Genomic DNA, 17,495 nt, shown 5'->3' with positions numbered 1-17,495 from the left:
AGACCGGTCGCACTAGAACCCGGCGCCCACGGATGGGCCCCACGCATGACCACCATGAAATCGAAGCCCTGAAAAAGCGGCTGCACATGGGGACACTGCACATCTAGAAACGAAACGGGCTACCAAACCCGATCACTGGTTTTCAGCGACCCTGGAACGATAAAACCCGTGATCTAGACGCACAAGTCGGCGGATTCTGGCTTAGGTGTAGGGGGTGGTGCAAGGTGGTGTAGGGGTGGGATTACGGCTCGATGGTTCTTTAAACAAGCCTGACGAGCGACGTTGAAATCTCCGTCCTGCCATATAGGCAAAACTGATCCAGGCAGGACAATTTATCCTTTTCGTCGCACAAATCTAGAAAATAGATCCACCTTCCTTTTCGTACTATTATCTTTTCCATCGGAAAGAGCACAAATAGATCAAGCAACACTTAAAGGATAAAAAAATGGATTTAGATGAGTTTTTACTAGCACCCCGCGAGAGCTTAAACATCGAACTAAAATCTTGGATCGACCCCTCTACCCCAGAGGGGAAAGCAAAGATTGTTAAAGCTGCAATTGCTCTTCGAAACTTTAACGGTGGACACTTGGGAATTGGAATCTCTGACGAAGGCGTCCCGCTAACCTCTGACGCACCAAAAAACTTAGACAACCATTTTCACCAAGATACGATCCAAGCCCTAATAACTCGACACTCCTCAGAGACCTTTGAAATATCAGTCAAATTTGGAAAATTCCAGGGAGTACGCTTTCCATTCATAGTAATTCCGCCCGGAACTCGCACTCCCGTAGCTGCTAAAGTTGGAATTCTAGACCAAAGCACCCCGCCAAAAGAGTTAGTAAAAAAGGACACGGTCTACGTTAGAACCTTAGGTGCCAACAACACGCCAAGCACTGCTGCAGCACTGTTCAGTGATTGGCCGCAGATTATGAACGTATGCTTTGACAACAGAGAAGCAGATATCGGAAATTTTGTAAGACGGCACCTTACAGGAATAGACATCCCCAGCTTGCTCAAGCAATTAAGCGGCGAACCAGTAGAATCACAAATAACAGCAGTTGATGCATTCCTAAACCAATGCCGTCAAAGATTTATAGAGATTCCAAAGTCTGACGATGCAAAAGATCTGGGTATAGGACGGGTTGAGTACGCATTCATAATCAACAGCGCGGAGGTACGCCAAGGGATTAGAGCCGATGATGATTTTCTATCATCATTTATGTACGCCAACCCTCATCACTCTGGATGGCCTTTATGGATGGATACACGTGGTTTTTCAAAGCCTAGTGATAGACCAAGAACTCGCTCTGGAGGATGGGAGGTGCTGATTGAGGATTATATCGGCTCATTTATCCTTCCCCATTTAGATTTCTGGAGAGTAGAGCCCCCAGGCAGTTTCTATCACGCTCGTATTTTACTGGATGACGCAATCGCCATCAAAAACGGTAACAACCCCAACGAACTCTTCTCAATAGACCTTGTAATTAACGGAGTAGCGGAAGCTATATCCGTGGCAATTTCTTTCGCCAACTCTATGGAGTTTCCAGCTACCGATACAACTCTTGAATTTGCATTTCGTTGGAGTGGGCTAGCAGGACGACAACTAAGCGCATACAATCCAGCACGCTACATCTCTCCCGGAAGAATATGTGGCGACGACGAAATAATTAGCCACACAAACATCCCGCTTGACCTTGCGCCCTCATCAATACCATCACTAATTCCTGACATAGTTGGCGACCTCTTTAGCTCGTTTAACGGAATGCGTCTTTCGAAGACCGTCATCGAAGAAATTGCGAGAGAGCAGCTGAATAATAAATATTAGTATACGATAGCGGTAGGTGTTTTTCCCAAAAACATACTTACCGCTTTTATAATAAATTTCACACTGGATGAAACCAACATAGGATCAAAAAAACGAAGAGCAAAAAAATGGAAATCTGTTTCAATGGCTGCTGCTTGAGGCATCCAACAGCCTCCAGAGCATCAAATACCCCCTGAGTGCCCCCCTCCAAACCAAGCTCCCCCATTCCTGATAAACTCCCCCACCTCCCAGCCCCACCCACTCCAGAACCGCCCATGTCCCCGATTACCGCCGCACCCGCTCCGCTCTCCCGTCGTTTTTCCGTCGCGCCGATGATGGACTGGACCGACCGTCACTGCCGGTTCTTCCTACGCCTGCTGTCGAAGAATGCTCTGCTCTACACCGAAATGGTCACCACCGGTGCGTTGCTCAACGGCGATCACGAGCGTTTCCTGCGGCACAACGAGGCGGAGCATCCGTTGGCGTTGCAGTTGGGCGGCAGTGTGCCGCTGGATCTGGCGGCGTGCGCGCGCATGGCGCAGGCGCATGGGTATGACGAGGTGAACCTGAACGTCGGCTGCCCGAGCGACCGGGTGCAGAACAACATGATCGGCGCGTGCCTGATGGGGCATCCGCAGTTGGTGGCCGATTGCGTGAAGGCGATGCGTGATGCGGTGTCGATTCCGGTGACGGTGAAGCACCGGATCGGGATCAACGGGCGGGACAGTTATGAAGAGCTGTGCGAGTTCGTCGGCACGGTGCGTGACGCCGGCTGCACCAGTTTCACGGTGCATGCGCGGATTGCGATTCTGGAAGGGCTGTCGCCGAAGGAGAACCGTGACATTCCCCCGCTGCGCTATGACGTGGCGGCGCGGCTGAAGGCGGATTTTCCGGAGCTGGAGATCATCCTCAACGGCGGGATCAAGACGATGGAGGCCTGCCACGAGCATCTGCAGACCTTCGACGGCGTGATGCTGGGCCGCGAGGCGTACCACAACCCTTACCTGCTGGCCGAGGTGGATCAACAACTATTCGGCAGCCAGACGCCGGTGATCAGCCGCGCCGAAGCACTGGCGCAGCTGCGGCCTTACATCGCCGAGCATCTGCTGGCCGGCGGTGCGATGCACCACATCACCCGCCACGTGCTGGGGCTGGGCACCGGGTTTCCGGGGGCGCGCAAGTTTCGTCAGTTGCTGTCGGTGGACATCCACAAGGCCAAGGATCCGCTGGCGCTGCTGGACCAAGCCGCCGGGCTGCTCGAAGGACGTTGAAAACTGTTTGGCCAGGCGGATCGCTCCACTTGGCCGAATAGGTGTCAGGCCGCCGCAGCGGTCCAGTTCACCCAGCCGAACAGCCAGGTCGCCAGGATCAGCAGACCGAAGGCGATCCGATACCAGGCGAACGCCGCGTAGCTGTGGTTCGCAATGAACTTCAACAGCCCGCGCACGGCGATCATCGCGAAGATGAAGGCAATCACGAAACCCAGGGCGAACACCGGCAGGTCGCCGGCCTGGAACAGTTCGCGGTACTTGTAGCCCGAGTACACCGCCGCACCGACCATGGTGGGCATCGCCAGAAAGAACGAGAACTCGGTGGCGGCCTTGCGCGACAGGCCGAACAGCAAGCCACCGATGATGGTCGACCCGGAGCGGGAAGTGCCCGGAATCATCGCCAGGCACTGTACGAAACCCACCTTCAACGCGTCAGACCAACGCATATCGTCGACATGATCGACGCTCACCACGTGTTCCCGCCGTTCTGCCCACAGCATCACCACCCCGCCCGCCACCAACGCGACGGCGACGGTGATCGGGTTAAACAAGTAATGATGGATTTGGTCAGCAAACAGCACGCCCAGCGCCACGGCCGGCAAAAAGGCGATCAGCAGGTTCGCGGTGAAACGCTGGGCATTGCGCTGGGTCGGCAGGCCTTTGACGACTTCGAAGATCTTGGGCCGGAACGCCCAGACCACGGCCAGGATCGCACCCAGTTGAATGATGATGTTGAACGCCATGGCGCGTTCGCCGCCGAACTCCAGCAGATCCGCGACAATGATCTGGTGGCCTGTGCTGGAAATGGGCAAGAACTCGGTCAGTCCTTCCACCGCCCCTAGTATCAACACCTGGAATAAGGTCCAGAAATCCATTAATCCTCCGTCAGACCGCTCTTGAAGAGCACTTCGTCGATTGCATTCAGAAATTGCGTCTATGATGTTAAACAGTTCGTGTATCCATACCCGACTGTTCTACTCGGCGACGGAGAATAGGCCTTATCAAAAGACGCACTCAAGCCATGTTATTAATCGTCCGGATACGAATTCATCGAAATAAATTTAGGCCCCGGGTAGAAAAATCGGCTTTGGCCCAATAAAATGTGACCCGCCTCACATTATCCATTCACTTGAACAATGATCGATGCACAGGCAGATAGTGGCAAAAGGGCATAAAAAACAAATCGCCACAGATACAAAATGATGGCACAATTCCACATCGCCATCATCTAACGCCCCCTCTTCCACTAGTTCACCCCTCCGAGAAAATCAACTAAAAGCTTGAAAAGCTTAGTTATTGTTAGAAAACTCGGGAGCCACGTCTAAAATCCGCGCAAATGTTACCAATTGTCAGTCACAGATGAGAAACTGTGCTTTAACATCCCGATGTCAGCACTTTTTCGAGTCAATGCATGATGCTTACAGGGAACTTGGCGACCACTAGAAGCCAACGCCGGACAAACGACGAGCCAGGTGTCCTCACCCTGGCCCGCACCCGTGGCGTGGCTGAACATTTCAGTGCGCTGGTCGCCAGGCATGTGCGGGCCGACATGGAGATCGAGGCCAACTCGTACGGCCGCTCATTTAAGCAGCATGAACATTGCGGTTCGTACCGGGCCATCTTCATCGTGATCGACAGCCCCCAGGCGCTCGAAGAAAGCCTGGCGCTGGTGGAAGCGCTGCGCAGCGACAATCTCAAGCCGATCATTTGCGCCGTGCTCACCGGCCGCGGCGCCTTCAACAAGATCAAGTACTATCTGGCCGGCGCCGACTTCTGCATCAAGCTCAATACCCTCGCCGACGAAAGCGCAGAACTGCTTGCCGAGTTCTTCAACAGCGAAGAATGGCAACGGGATATCGACCTGGTGCTGGATCCCACACGCATCTGCCTGTCCGACACCAGCAAGAAGCTGGACATCTCCTTCGCTGAAATGAAGATCCTGGAAGCGTTTGCGCAGACCGGCAATCACATACTCAGCCATGATGAAATCGCCAACATCATGGGGCTCAACACCAATTTCTACGACCCCCGGGCGCTGGAGAAGTCGATCAGCCGTCTACGTGGAAAAATCAAAGACATGTATGGTACAAACGCCATTCAGAGTATCCGTGGATACGGATACCGTCTGATGAGGGGGTTGATCTCAACCGCCTGAACCAAGGATAAGCCGTTTTTTTGCATGCATACGAAGGAGCGTCTGATGCAACCATATAAAGATCCTGGATCTCGTCGTTTCATTCATGTTTCAAATTCAATAATAAGTTGTCGATTGCATGAGCGCGGTGGCAACACCGAACCATAACAATAACGCCCTGTTTCACGCAGCAGATCGAGTGAAGTCTATTCGAGGGCCACTTTCGAGCCCAGACCCTGCCTTATGGTTATTGCCAAGGTGGTCATTACTCGCCTGCCGAATATCTTTTAGCCAAATTTTGGCGTGCAGTTTTAGGAGAGAGACATGGAAACCAGTACCACCCTCCACCGAAAATATTTTGTCGTCGTGACTCACAGCACTTCGTCGCAACGTGAACTTGAATCGATCCTGTCCAGTGAGCGGTTCAACTCGTTCGGCACGTCCCAGGCACAAATGTTCATCGAAGGTGTTGCGTCGCCCTCTTCCGCCCCCATGCTGATGGAGTTCACCTACCCGAGCGTCACAAGGAAGAATGTCGCGCGCAGTATCGAACATGACACGCAAAAGATATTGGCCACCCTCGAATCCGAGTGGCTGGCGGCCCAATCGGCCAACCCGTTCCACAGTCATCCGGCCGCGACGGCGGACACCGGCGGCATTGCCCGAACGATCGACGTCGACGCCGGCGGCACCGAGGCCTGGCACCTGGACGACGATCATGGCGTATTGGTCAAGCAGGGAGTGGAGATCAGCCTCACCGGCCTTGAGACGGCTCTGGTGCGCAAGATGCTGCACCATGAGGAGCGCGTCGTCAGCCGTGACGAACTGATCCTCAGCATCGGCCGGGAGCCTGAGCACTACCGCGGACTGGAGATGTGCCTGAGCCGCCTGCAAGACAAGTTCAAGAGCGCCAGCAACGGTGAACGTCTGTTTCGTGCCGTGCGCAACCGAGGCTACTGCCTGATTCAGGAAGTCGTCGCGTAACCACGGCCTTGCAGATGTAAAACAAACGGAAACAGTGCAAAAACAAAAATAAAAAAGCACTCCTGTTTGACCTCCTCCCTTTTCCAAACGATCCCGCCTCCCACGCCTCCTACAGTATCAAACACAACATCATTTATTCACCCCTCCGCTTTTGACCTTTTCTAACGTCCGACACTTATTGCCACTCAATAGTTGGCACTTTGCCATCTTGTTAGAACTCGTCAGACACCATCCCCGGCAATAACTTAGTCTATTCAATGACGACAGTTCGGCATATCGACGCTGTTACCTCAGGACACTGGCTCCAACAAAAACAACAAGTCTATTTAACAACTCGGTTTTCAACTGTCGAAACCTGAATGGACGTCTTTTGGGGATATCGTATGGATCTTTCTCTTCGTATCAACAGAAACACCGGCCTCAAGGGACTTACCTTCTGGGGTCAATGGGCATTGGCGCAGTGCTTTATTGTTTCACTGCTGTTCATATTGGCCGAGCAGCACACCGGCAAGGTCGAGTTCTATTACCGGATGTGCACCATGCTGGCGGTGCTGGCCTCGGTGCCGGCCTACACGTTCAGCGGCGCGTACCGAAAGCGGGACAACTACCTGACCGGGCTCGGCCGTCTGCTGGCGGGCTGGTCCATGACCATGGGCGCCCTGGCGTTCATCGCGTTCGTGTGCAAGGCCGATGAGCTGTTTTCGCCGCCGGTGATCCTGGACTGGGCCGTGTACGGCTTCCTCGGCCAGGCGCTGTTGTACGCGCCGCTGCACGCGTTCTCCAAGTACTACCAGCGCACCCGCAAGAGCGAGCACAAGACCCTGATCGTCGGCACCGGCGAACTGGCCCTGGGCCTGGCGAAGAAGCTGAACCAGAGCGAAAACCTGCCGCTGGTGGGGCTGGTGAGCAACGGCACCGTTCCCGCGCTGGAGGCAGGCGCACCGCGCGTCGTCGGCGCCCAGGAGGAACTGCTGGAACTGATCCGCCGCCATGGCATCCGTCGCCTGTACATCACCCTGCCCCTGAGCGAAGCGGCGAAGATCGAAGCCATGTACGTCGATCTGCTGGACGCCAACGTCGACGTGGTGTGGGTGCCAGACCTGAACAGCCTGACGCTGCTCAACCATTCGGTGAAAGTCGTGGACGGCCTGCCGGCGATCTACCTGAACGAAAGCCCGCTGACCAGCCGACCGACCGCGGCGCTGAGCAAAAGCCTGGTGGAGAAAGCCGTGGCGCTGGTGGCCATCCTCCTGCTGAGCCCGGTGCTGCTGCTGATCGCGCTGGCCGTGAAGCTCAGCTCGCCGGGCCCGGTGTTCTTCAAGCAGGACCGTCACGGCTGGAACGGCAAGGTGATCCAGGTGTGGAAATTCCGCTCGATGCGCGTGCACGACGACCGTGAGGTCAAGCAGGCCAGCCGCAACGATTCGCGCATCACGGCGGTCGGCCGCTTCATCCGCCGCACCTCGCTGGACGAACTGCCGCAGCTGTTCAACGTGCTGCAAGGGCACATGGCGCTGGTGGGTCCGCGTCCGCATGCCGTGGCGCACAACAACTACTACTCGGGCAAGATTCTCGCGTACATGGCGCGTCACCGAATCAAACCGGGCATCACCGGCCTTGCGCAGATCAGCGGCTGCCGGGGCGAGACCGACACCCTCGACAAGATGCAGAAGCGCGTGGAGATCGATCTTCAGTACATCAACAACTGGTCGTTGTGGCTGGATGTGAAGATTCTGGTGAAGACGCCGTTCACGTTGTTGTCGAAGGACATCTATTGAGGGCAAGGCAGCAGGCACCGCAAGGGGACGAAAGTCCCCTTTTTTGTGGGCGCTGTTTTTGTGTGGAGAGTGCGTTTGCCTGCGGCGCCTGCAAGGGCGCCATCGCCGGCAAGTCGAATCGTCGCACCGCAGCTCCCACAGGGTTTTGAGGTGCACATGGATTCTGCGGTCACCCGGGATACCTGTGGGAGCTGGCTTGCCAGCGATGGCGGTGGGTCAGTCAACAGAGATGTCGGCAGTGCCGGCCTCATCGCTGGCAAGCCAGCTCCCACACGGTTCTGTGGTGTGCTGGGATGTCGCGGACAACTGAGATCCCTTGTAGGAGCCAGCCTGCTGGCGATGGCGGTGGATCAGGCAATAGAGATGTCGGCAGTGCCGGCCCCATCGCTTGCAGGCAAGCCCCTACAGGTTTTGTGATGCACATGGATTCTGCGGGCACCAGCTCCCACAGGGTTTCAGGTCACTCGGTGATCTTCTCGAAGTTGCGGTAGAACATGTCGTCGTCGCGGCTGTCGGTCATCGAGTGCAGCTGGAAGCTGCGGTTGAGCCGCGCGCCGCCGTCGCGGGTCAGGGGCGCCCAGACGAGGTTGGCGCGGCGCATGGTCGACATGCTCATCATTTCATCGAACGGGATGGACAGGTAGATGCCCTTGTCGAAGCTACCCTCGCCGTACTCCGCCCCGCTGGCGGTGGTCATCGTCGCCCAGCCGCCGAAGCGCACGCCGTTGGAGAACTCCCGCGAGATGTCGAAGGTCACGCCCCAGTCGCCGGCCAGGTAGCGGCCGACGCTGATGGCGGCGAGGGTTTCGTAGGGCAAGTCGGTGTAGCCGGTGATGTGGCCGGTCAACACCGAGTAGTCGCGCAGGTCGAAGCCCTGGTCGAATTCGCGCTGACGCACGTAGTTCAGGTCCGCGCCGACCGACCAGCGCTCGCCGGTCGGCCGGAACAGCACCTCGGCCCCGACCCCGGCGAACATTGACTCCAGATAGCCGCCGTAGACCATGCCGTACAGATCCTTGTCCAACTGCTCGGCATGGCTGAGCTGGAACAGCGGCATGGTGGTGTCGGAAGTGGTCAGGTACTGGCGCAGGTCCGTGCGCACCCGCGGCAGGCCGCTGGGCGCGTCGTAGGTGAACTTGTCGAAGTTGTTCACCAGGTTTTGGCTGAGCATGCCGCTCCACCAGGTGTTGCGGGTGAAGCGGAACTCGGCGTCCGCATCCGCGCTGAACTGGTAGAGCAAGCCGTCCGGGCCGCCGACGTTCTGCTTGAAGCCCAGGCCCATGCCGTAGCTGAACCGCTGCAGCGGCTGGGTGTAGAGCGTCTTCTCGTTGTGCGGCATCGCCGGGTTGACCTCGGTGGTGCGGTGCAGCGACTGCAGCGGCTCTTCGTTGTTGATCACTTCGCGGAAGGTCTGCCGGGGCACGCTGGTCTCTTCCAGCGCCAGGTCGTAGCGCTTGTTGACCACGGTGAACCAGTCGATTTCGTCGTTGACGCTGTTGTCCAGAATCCGGCTCGCCCGGCCGACCGCCTTGGCCGAGTGGAAGTAACGCTGCTGCTCGCCGTACACCAGCAGTTCGGAGCCGCGCTGGCTGATGCGCTCGACCTTGTAGCCGGCGTTCTGTTGCAGGCGCTGCGACACGTCGGCCCAGTCGACCTGCTCCATCGGCTGGACCGGCGCCTTGGCCGGCAGCGGCTCGGCCGGCGGGTCGAAGGTCTTGGCCGGGGCCTTGCGGCTGACGAAGTTGGTGTGGAAGGTGATGCCGAACATCGCCGTGTTGCCCCGCTCCCACGCCGCGCTGACATCGACCGAGTCAGTGACCTTGAACACCGCGCCGAGGTTGATCGGCGAGTCCTGCTTGATCACGTTGTCCTTGGGTTCGTGCTTGTAGTCGTTGCCTTCGTATTCGAGCTTCAGGCTCAGCCGGTCCCAGGGCGTCTGGTAGCTGACGCCGCCGAAGAACGAAGGGCTGCCGCGAAAGTACGATCCGGCGTTGACGTCGCCGGTGCCTTCCATGGCCGGCCGGGTCTTGAACCGGTCGCCGAGCACGCTGAACGGGTTGTCGATGTCGCCGCGGTTGCCGATGTAGCCCCAGGCGAGGCCGGCGCTGAAATCGAGGTTGTCGAAACGCTTGTTGGCCACCACGAATTCACTGGCGAACAAGCCCGTACCGCCGACGTCCCGGAAGCCCAGGGCCACTTCGGGGGCCCAGTGGGTCTCCTCCCACAGGCGGGCCTTCACGTCGACCGCCTTGTCCTTGTAACTCTGGTCACCGCTCATCGACGACGGACCGTAGGGCCGGTTGGTGATGGCGGTGTAGCGGAACGAGCCTTCCAGCCAGTCCAGCGGCTGCAGCGACACGCTGTAGCGGCTATAGGGGCTGGTGCGGTTGGCGTTCACGCTCAACTCGCCGGCGGGCGACATCCGTGCGGTGGGGGTCTGCAACAGGCCCGCGCCGCCGAAATCGTTCTGGGTGATGCGCGGCTCGGCCTGGGCCAACCCGCACGGCAATAGCAACACGGCTGCAAAACGTAACTTCAACGAACCACCTCAGCCAACTGCGTGGCAATGAACTCGGCCAACTGCTGATTCAGTTCAGGAATGGGCGGATCCAGGTCGTCGTTCTTCAACGGCACCAGGATCCGGGCGCCCGCCACCGGCAAGTGCCCGCTCTCGCGGTTCCAGTGCGCGATGCCGATCCGCCGCACCGCGCCGTCCGGCTGGATCAGCCACAGGTAATCGGCGTCTGCGTCGTCCTCGAGCAGCGCGCAGCCTTGCAGGTAGTCGCGGGCCTCCTGCAACGGCTGATAGGGCAAGCGGCACGGCTCGGCGACGGCGCCCAGCACCTCGACCTCATCGACCCGCGCCGGATAGATCAGCCGGTCGCCGTCGTCCAGCCGCAGGTTGAGGGCGAAGCCGACCTCCAGCGCCACCGGATCCAGGTTCGCGACCTGGCGCCCGGTGACCGGCATCTGCCGCACCTCCTGGGCCGTGCGCACCGCGAGGGCTTCGCGGCTCGGGCGGTCGAACAGCGCAGCCATGCGCCGCAGCACGTCCAGGTCGAACAGCACCCCGGCCTTGAGCCGGGTCTGTTGCTCCAGCAAGGACTGACGCAGCAGCACCCCCGCCAGCCAGTAGCCTTCGGCGTTGGGCACCGCAACGCTGATCACGTCGGTCAAACGCCCGCCCGCCGGCAATTCCACCGGCCCCGGATTGGCCACGTCGCCGGACACCAGCACCGCCGCCTGCCCTGCCCCGGCCGCCAGCAGGAGGCCGGCCGACAACATCCTCAGCCGCTTCATGGCACATGCCTGCGGTCTGGGGTCAGGTGCACGATCTTCACCCGCAGTTGAGAGGTCAGTTGCTGCTCGCTCTGCACGATGAAGCCGTCCTTCGGGTCGACCCAATAGCGGTTGGTCGCGCGCAGGCCGATGGCCGGTACGTCGATCCGCTCGTCGATGCGCAGCACGGCGTATGCCTTGTCGAGGATGTCGAGGGTTTCCATGGATTTGCGCGTGAAGCGGCTGTTGACCTGCAACCCGACTTCCTGGCCCTTGTAGAGGTCGATCCAGCGCTGGCTGGTGTAGCCGTCGGCGACGTGCTGAAGGCCCTGCTTGAACGGCGCGGCGTCGGACAGCCGCGTGCCGTCCAGGTCGCCTTCCAGGCCCAGGCCGATGCTGCGCACCGCCAGGCCGTCGCGCATCAGCAGCACCTGCTTGCCGGAGGCGACCCAGAACTGCAGGTCCCCGCGCTCACGCACCAGCGCCAGCACACCGGAGCCGGAAGGCGTCGTCAGTTTGAGTTGCGGATAGCGCACCTCGGCCACCTGAGCCGCCGTCACTTCCAGCTCATCCGGGCCGACGGCCGCCGACTTGAGGTTGGTCAACGACGCGACCATCAACGGGTTGCAGCCGCACAGCCACAGGACCGCGCTCAGGCCGATGCCTGTCTTCAACGTTTTCACTGTCGGGCCCGGCCTTATTTGCTGTTGTTACTGAATTCGCTCCAGTTCTTCGCAGCGGAAGCGCCCGTACCGACAATCGACGCCGACGGCACCAACTGGCTGATGAGACGGTTCCAGCGAGTCACGTTGGCAGGCCCGACGTAGACGACGTCCTGGGGACGCACCTCGAAATGCGTGGCCAGCACCATGGCCGTGGGCGATTCGGCTTCGAGCTGGTAGATCTTCGCCGGCTCGACATCGAGGTTCTCGACCCCGCGGATGACGTACACGGCGTTGCCGTTGGCGGTGGTCTGGCTCAGCCCGCCGACCGAGCCGAGCACGTCGGAGAGGTTCATGGTGGCGGTCTTGAAGCTCAGCGCACGGGGCTGGTTGACCTCGCCCATGACGTAGATGCGCTTGTTGTCGTTGTACGGCAGGTACAGCTGATCGCCACCCCGGAGGTAGACGTTCTGCAGCTCGGAATCCTGCTGGTTGAGGGTGTCGAGATTCAGCGGGTAGACCCGCCCGTTGCGCGTCAGCAGCAGGCCGGACAGATCCGCGTTGTTGGTGTCGATGCCGGCCGAGCCCAGGGCTTCGACCACGCTCAGCGGGTTGGTGGAAATGGCCTGCGGGCCGGCCTTGGCGACGGCGCCGGACACCACGACCTTCTGGCTGGCGAACCGCAGCACGGCGACATCCACCTGCGGCTCGGCGATGAAGGCCGACAGGCGCTGCTCGATGTCCGAGCGCAATTGCTGGATGGTGCGGCCGGCCGCCTGGACTTCCTTGATGAACGGGTAATAGAGCGTGCCGTCGGAGCGCACCAGTCGGCCGTTGGCGTCGATCTGTTGCTGCGCGCCGGACGGGGCCGTCAGTTCGGGATGATCCCAGACGGTGATGTAGAGCACGTCGTTGCGGCCGATGCGGTACTCGGCCGGCGCCTCCAGCAACTCGGGCGGCAGCGTTTCGCGCTTCTGGGTGGCCCGGTTCATGGAGATCAGCTTGGGGGTGATCGGGATCAGTTCGACCCGGCTGCTTTCGCTGGCGCCCTGGCGGGTGATGCCGAAGGTGTTCAGGTGCTGGCCGGGGGAAAACATGCAACCTTGCAGAGCGAGACTTGCCAACATTAAAAGATAAACACTACGAGTCATAATGGCACTACGCTATTCAAGGGCGAATCCAAAAACAAAGTCACCCGACTTGCGTCGGGCGACCTTGTACTGCACCAACAGTTACTGCCGTTAGTTGTGCGTGCCGGTTGTACCCGTCGTACCAGTGGTACCGGTTGTACCGCCGTTCGCACTTCCACCGCTGTTGGATGCCGCTACGGCACTGGCAACCATTGCGGTACTGGCGGCGGGCGCTTGAGAAGCCGCCACGTTGCCCGACACATTGGTCACCGCCGTGAGCGGCGCTTCGGCTGCAATGGCCAAGTTGCCGAACATCGACAACAAGGCGATCGCCATCACTTTTTTCATACCCACTCCTTTCCGGCATTCGACTTTAATAACATCAGGCCGTCCGCTGGATGTTAGGGATCACGTCGCAAACTGCGCGAACATGAGCCGTCGTTCATTCACAATCAATCCCGACTTATAAATGTCGAACGGCACGTTTATATCTACGGACTTGAACCGGGCAATTCCAGCGTAATTTCCCGACGTTATCTAACAGTCTGACCGAAACTAACATCGGTCCAATTTGACATCATCCGCGGTAGCCCTGCGGGTGGCTCGATTGCCAGCGCCAGGTGTCGGTCACCATGTCCTGCAGACTGCGCGTGGCCTTCCAGCCCAGTTCCGCGGCGGCCTTGGACGGGTCGGCCCAGCTCTCGGCCACGTCCCCGGAACGGCGCGGCATCACCTTGTACGGCACCGGCTGGCCACAGGCCTGCTCGAACGCGTGGAGCACCTGCAACACGCTGTAGCCGTCGCCGGTGCCCAGGTTCCAGGTGTGGATGCCGGTGCGGCCGGCGATGGTCTCCAGGGCCTTCAGGTGCCCGTCGGCCAGGTCGACGACGTGGATGTAGTCGCGCACGCCCGTGCCGTCGGCCGTGGGGTAGTCGTTGCCGAAGATCGACAGCTCCTGCAGGCTGCCGACCGCCACCTGGCTGATGTACGGCACCAGGTTGTTGGGGATGCCGTTGGGGTCTTCGCCCATCCGGCCGCTGTGGTGCGCGCCGATCGGGTTGAAGTAACGCAGCAGCGCGATGCTCCAGCGCGGCTCGGCCTGGCACAGGTCGCGCAGCACGTTCTCCACGATCAGCTTGGACTGGCCGTAGGGGCTGGTGGGCTGGCCGGTGGGGAAGTCTTCGCGGATCGGCATCTGCTCCGGCGCCCCGTACACCGTGGCCGACGAGCTGAACACCAGGCGGAACACCCCGGCCGCCGCCATCGCCTGGCACAGCGTCACGCTGCCGCCGACGTTGTTCTCGTAGTATTCCAGCGGCTTGCGCACGCTCTCGCCCACGGCCTTGAGCCCGGCGAAGTGCAGCACCGCATCGATCGCGTGCTCCCGGAAGATCCGGTCCAGCAGCGCCCTGTCGCAGACGTCGCCGCGGATCATCTGCGCACTTCTGCCGCAGATGGCCTCCACCGCGTGCAAGGCCGCATCGCTGCTGTTGCAGAGATTATCCAGGACAACAACTTCATAGCCTGCCTCAAGCAGCGCAAGTGTGGTGTGCGAGCCGATATAGCCGGCGCCACCGGTTACCAGAATCTTCATAGCGCGGTCCTTAGTCGGGAAACTTCCCAGTAGCGCGTCAAGCCTGGCCTGTTGAATATGTGTCGCAATTCACACAAACTAGGCCGACAACAACCATAAACAAAACAAGTTCAACGACTGGCGAAAAATATTTATCCAGCCCAAACTGTATTGCCCGCTACTTATTAACACTCCCGCCCACTTGCCACTATCGGCAGATACCGACTAAAAATAACCAACAACAATAAGGCCGACATCTAATAACATTGTCGCCTTCCGCACACATTGCCATTTGCCATCAATTACCTGACTCAGGTATTAAAGTAGGCGTTCAATCAACATTGAAACTTGCAACCTTTCGTTATTGCACGCCATTGGCTGTGTGCCATGAATGTCCAGGATATTTCTATGATTCGTAAATGCTTGTTCCCCGCGGCCGGCTATGGCACGCGTTTCTTGCCGGCCACCAAGGCCATGCCCAAGGAAATGCTGCCGATCGTCAACAAACCGTTGATCGAATACGCCGTCGAAGAAGCCCGGGACGCCGGCCTGCAGCACATGGCGATCGTCACCGGACGGGGCAAGCGCGCGCTGGAAGACCATTTCGACATCAGCTACGAGCTCGAACACCAGATCCGCGGCACCGACAAGGAGAAGTTCCTGGCCGGCACCCGCGAGCTGATCGACACCTGCACCTTCTCCTACACCCGTCAGGTGGAAATGAAGGGCCTGGGCCACGCGATCCTCAGCGGCCGTCCGCTGATCGGCGACGAACCTTTCGCCGTGGTGCTGGCCGACGACCTGTGCCTGAACCTGGAGGGCGACGGCGTGCTTGCCCAGATGATCCAGCTGTACAAGCGCTTCCGCTGCTCCATCGTGGCCATCCAGGAAGTGCCCCGCGACCAGACCCAAAAGTACGGCGTGATCGCCGGCGAGCCGATCAGCGACGGCCTCTACCGCGTCAACAACATGGTGGAGAAACCCGCCCCGCAGGACGCCCCGTCCAACCTTGCGATCATCGGCCGCTACATCCTGACCCCCGACATCTTCGACCTGATCGCCGACACCCAGCCGGGCAAGGGCGGGGAAATCCAGATCACCGACGCCCTGATGAAACAGGCGCAGAACGGCTGCGTGCTGGCCTACAAGTTCAAGGGCCTGCGCTTCGACTGCGGCGACGCCGAGGGCTACCTCCAGGCGACCAACTTCTGCTACGAGAACGTCTACCGGAAGGGGCGCTGAGCCCCGCGCCGGCGCACCCGTAACGTCCACCCCTCATTCAGGCAAACCCCTATGAACATTGCACAACACGCGGCGGACCTTGAACGGTCGGTGGACAACCTCGGCGTGATGAGCTGGCTGTCCCGCCATCAGCCGCTGCCCAGCGCCAACGAGTCCTGGCTGGGCACGATCCTGTTGGTGGAGCGCATCGGCATGTTTCCCTCGTCCGGCGACATCCGCCGGCCGCTGGCCGATCCCTATCCCCTGCTCGCCCACCTGAAGCGGCTGTACGGCGAACAGGCGCTGGAAATCGATGACCGCGACGGCCTGAAGGTGATCTTCAGCGACTGGCGGTTCCGGGTGCGCCTGTGCTGCAACGAGCCGGCCGTGATCCTCAACGTGGAAACCCGCTGCGACACCCACGCGATGCCGCGCCGAACCGCCGAACTGCTCGACCGGCTGGACGCCTTCGAACGCGCCAACGGCTGAGCGCCTAGCGCTGGACGTCGCCGCAGCGATCCTGCGGCGACGCCGCTTCATGGCCGCCGACCATCATGCGATGGAAAAACCCGGCGATCACCTTCCCTCCCGTGGCCGGATCCGGATGAATCCTGTCCGGCCCGATCATCGGCATCGGCCCGCCGGCCGCATAGCGCCTGACGTCGGTGCCGAATGCGCACTGCATGTCGGCATAACCCAGGTGGGCCTCACGGGCCCAGGGCTGCAGCACCTGCGCGTAGGCCGACATCGGGTAGGCACTGGAACGTGACGTGTCCTGGCGCAGGATGAGGTTGATGCTCGCCGCCGGCTGGATCTCGCGCAGCATCCCCACCAGGCCCTGGATGTTCTTCAGGTACTGCTCGGGCTTGACCCCGAAGCCCTGATCGTTGCCGCCGAGCATGATCAGGTAGATGTCCGCCGGGATCTTCGCCACCGCCGCTTTCCACTGCGCCTGCCAGCCGGCGTCGTCGTGGTAGAAGTCCGCCGAGGCCGCGCCGGACGCCGCCAGCTTCGACACCCGCACGCCCCCTTGGCCATTGCTCATCCACACGCCGAACAGCGTCGGCGAGCCGCTCGCCACCTCCAGCCGCAGCGCCCAGTCCGGCGCCGCCGGCGGATCCGCCAACGGCGCTTCGCGGACGCCCTCGCCGTCGAGCTTCAGCGGGCGCCAGGCCTGAGAAGGCGCCCAGCGGTAACGCACATCGCCGGGTTCTCCGTTGCCGAGGTAAAGCAGTTTCGCCTCGGTGACCGTCGTGTCGATGGCCGCCGAGGCGTGGGCATCGATCTCCAGCCATGCGCCCGGGCGTCCGGTGACGGTGCGGCTGTCGGGGCTGGCCTGGCCGAGGCCCGACACTTGCCAGCCGCCGCCGAAGTGTTTTTCGCTGTTGCGGGTGTACTTGAAATGCGTGCCGCCGAGGGCCGCGCCGTGGTTGAAGCCGATGTAGCCGGGGCCTGCGAACCCCGCCTCGGCGGCCAGGCGCTGCACCAAGCGGTTGAGGTAGAAATCCTGCCCGGCGCTGTAGCTGTCGCCGATCACGGAGATGGACAGCACCGGCCCCGCCTTCCCTTCGCGCCACTGGCCGAAACGCTCGCGGGCGTCGCCGACCTGAACCACCGAGGCCGCGACCGGGCTGACGTCATCGACTGCGAACATGGCGC

General features: G+C 60.2%; 15 protein-coding genes. 7 read left to right on the top strand and 8 right to left on the bottom strand.

The features are described 5' to 3' along the window. Positions 1-445: 445 nt before the first annotated feature. Complete coding sequence (locus tag KVG96_RS06545; protein ID WP_217891293.1) at positions 446-1,825, top strand: AlbA family DNA-binding domain-containing protein; 1,380 nt, start codon at positions 446-448, stop codon at positions 1,823-1,825. 254 nt (positions 1,826-2,079) lie between these two features. Further along, on the top strand, positions 2,080-3,075 hold the full coding sequence (dusA, locus tag KVG96_RS06540) for a tRNA dihydrouridine(20/20a) synthase DusA (protein WP_217891292.1): 996 nt from the start codon (positions 2,080-2,082) through the stop codon (positions 3,073-3,075). 44 nt (positions 3,076-3,119) lie between these two features. On the opposite strand, the gene KVG96_RS06535 is transcribed toward dusA, so the two are convergent. Next, positions 3,120-3,950: an undecaprenyl-diphosphate phosphatase gene (locus KVG96_RS06535; RefSeq protein ID WP_217891291.1), complete on the bottom strand. Its 831-nt coding sequence runs from the start codon at positions 3,948-3,950 to the stop codon at positions 3,120-3,122. Positions 3,951-4,486: 536 nt separating this feature from the next. Between KVG96_RS06535 and KVG96_RS06530 the strand changes: the two genes are divergently transcribed. The 3 genes from KVG96_RS06530 to KVG96_RS06520 all read left to right on the top strand — a co-directional run bounded on the left by KVG96_RS06530 (position 4,487) and on the right by KVG96_RS06520 (position 7,971). Further along, the gene (locus KVG96_RS06530) at positions 4,487-5,230 is read left to right on the top strand and encodes a winged helix-turn-helix domain-containing protein (protein ID WP_217891290.1); all 744 of its coding nucleotides are present in this window, start codon (positions 4,487-4,489) and stop codon (positions 5,228-5,230) included. A gap of 303 nt (positions 5,231-5,533) precedes the next feature. Continuing rightward, entirely contained in the window at positions 5,534-6,193 is a 660-nt protein-coding gene (locus tag KVG96_RS06525) for a winged helix-turn-helix domain-containing protein (RefSeq protein ID WP_217891289.1), read from the top strand. Between the two features lie 383 nt (positions 6,194-6,576). After that, entirely contained in the window at positions 6,577-7,971 is a 1,395-nt protein-coding gene (locus KVG96_RS06520; protein ID WP_217891288.1) for an undecaprenyl-phosphate glucose phosphotransferase, read from the top strand. Between the two features lie 460 nt (positions 7,972-8,431). On the opposite strand, the gene KVG96_RS06515 is transcribed toward KVG96_RS06520, so the two are convergent. The 6 genes from KVG96_RS06515 to galE form a co-directional block, all read right to left on the bottom strand. Beyond that, complete coding sequence (locus KVG96_RS06515) at positions 8,432-10,510, bottom strand: YjbH domain-containing protein (protein WP_217891287.1); 2,079 nt, start codon at positions 10,508-10,510, stop codon at positions 8,432-8,434. Further along, positions 10,507-11,271 (bottom strand): capsule biosynthesis GfcC family protein, encoded by a 765-nt coding sequence (locus KVG96_RS06510; protein ID WP_217891286.1) that lies wholly within the window; start codon positions 11,269-11,271, stop codon positions 10,507-10,509. The genes KVG96_RS06515 and KVG96_RS06510 overlap by 4 nt, the downstream gene beginning before the upstream one ends. Next, positions 11,268-11,933, bottom strand: coding sequence for a YjbF family lipoprotein (locus KVG96_RS06505; RefSeq protein ID WP_217891285.1), 666 nt, complete (start codon positions 11,931-11,933; stop codon positions 11,268-11,270). Before KVG96_RS06505 ends, KVG96_RS06510 begins: the two co-directional genes overlap by 4 nt. A gap of 14 nt (positions 11,934-11,947) precedes the next feature. Beyond that, the gene (locus KVG96_RS06500) at positions 11,948-13,063 is read right to left on the bottom strand and encodes a polysaccharide biosynthesis/export family protein (protein ID WP_217891284.1); all 1,116 of its coding nucleotides are present in this window, start codon (positions 13,061-13,063) and stop codon (positions 11,948-11,950) included. A 90-nt stretch (positions 13,064-13,153) separates the two neighbouring features. Then, positions 13,154-13,390 carry a hypothetical protein gene (locus KVG96_RS06495; protein ID WP_217891283.1) on the bottom strand — a complete coding sequence of 79 codons (237 nt, stop codon included), beginning with the start codon at positions 13,388-13,390 and terminating at the stop codon, positions 13,154-13,156. Positions 13,391-13,619: 229 nt separating this feature from the next. Then, entirely contained in the window at positions 13,620-14,636 is a 1,017-nt protein-coding gene (gene galE, locus KVG96_RS06490; RefSeq protein ID WP_217891282.1) for a UDP-glucose 4-epimerase GalE, read from the bottom strand. Between the two features lie 387 nt (positions 14,637-15,023). Between galE and galU the strand changes: the two genes are divergently transcribed. Together galU and KVG96_RS06480 are read left to right on the top strand one after the other, a co-directional pair. Continuing rightward, a complete protein-coding gene (gene galU / locus KVG96_RS06485) occupies positions 15,024-15,857 on the top strand; it encodes a UTP--glucose-1-phosphate uridylyltransferase GalU (RefSeq protein ID WP_217891281.1) in 834 nt (277 codons plus the stop codon). Between the two features lie 51 nt (positions 15,858-15,908). Continuing rightward, the gene (locus KVG96_RS06480; RefSeq protein WP_217891280.1) at positions 15,909-16,325 is read left to right on the top strand and encodes a phosphohexomutase domain-containing protein; all 417 of its coding nucleotides are present in this window, start codon (positions 15,909-15,911) and stop codon (positions 16,323-16,325) included. Between the two features lie 4 nt (positions 16,326-16,329). Here the strand turns inward: KVG96_RS06480 and KVG96_RS06475 are convergent, their stop codons facing one another. After that, positions 16,330-17,490 (bottom strand): SGNH/GDSL hydrolase family protein, encoded by a 1,161-nt coding sequence (locus tag KVG96_RS06475; RefSeq protein WP_217891279.1) that lies wholly within the window; start codon positions 17,488-17,490, stop codon positions 16,330-16,332. Positions 17,491-17,495: the final 5 nt, after the last annotated feature.

Source organism: Pseudomonas ekonensis (genome assembly GCF_019145435.1).
Taxonomy (GTDB): domain Bacteria; phylum Pseudomonadota; class Gammaproteobacteria; order Pseudomonadales; family Pseudomonadaceae; genus Aquipseudomonas; species Aquipseudomonas ekonensis.
This window is presented reverse-complemented; position numbering and strand designations above follow the sequence as displayed.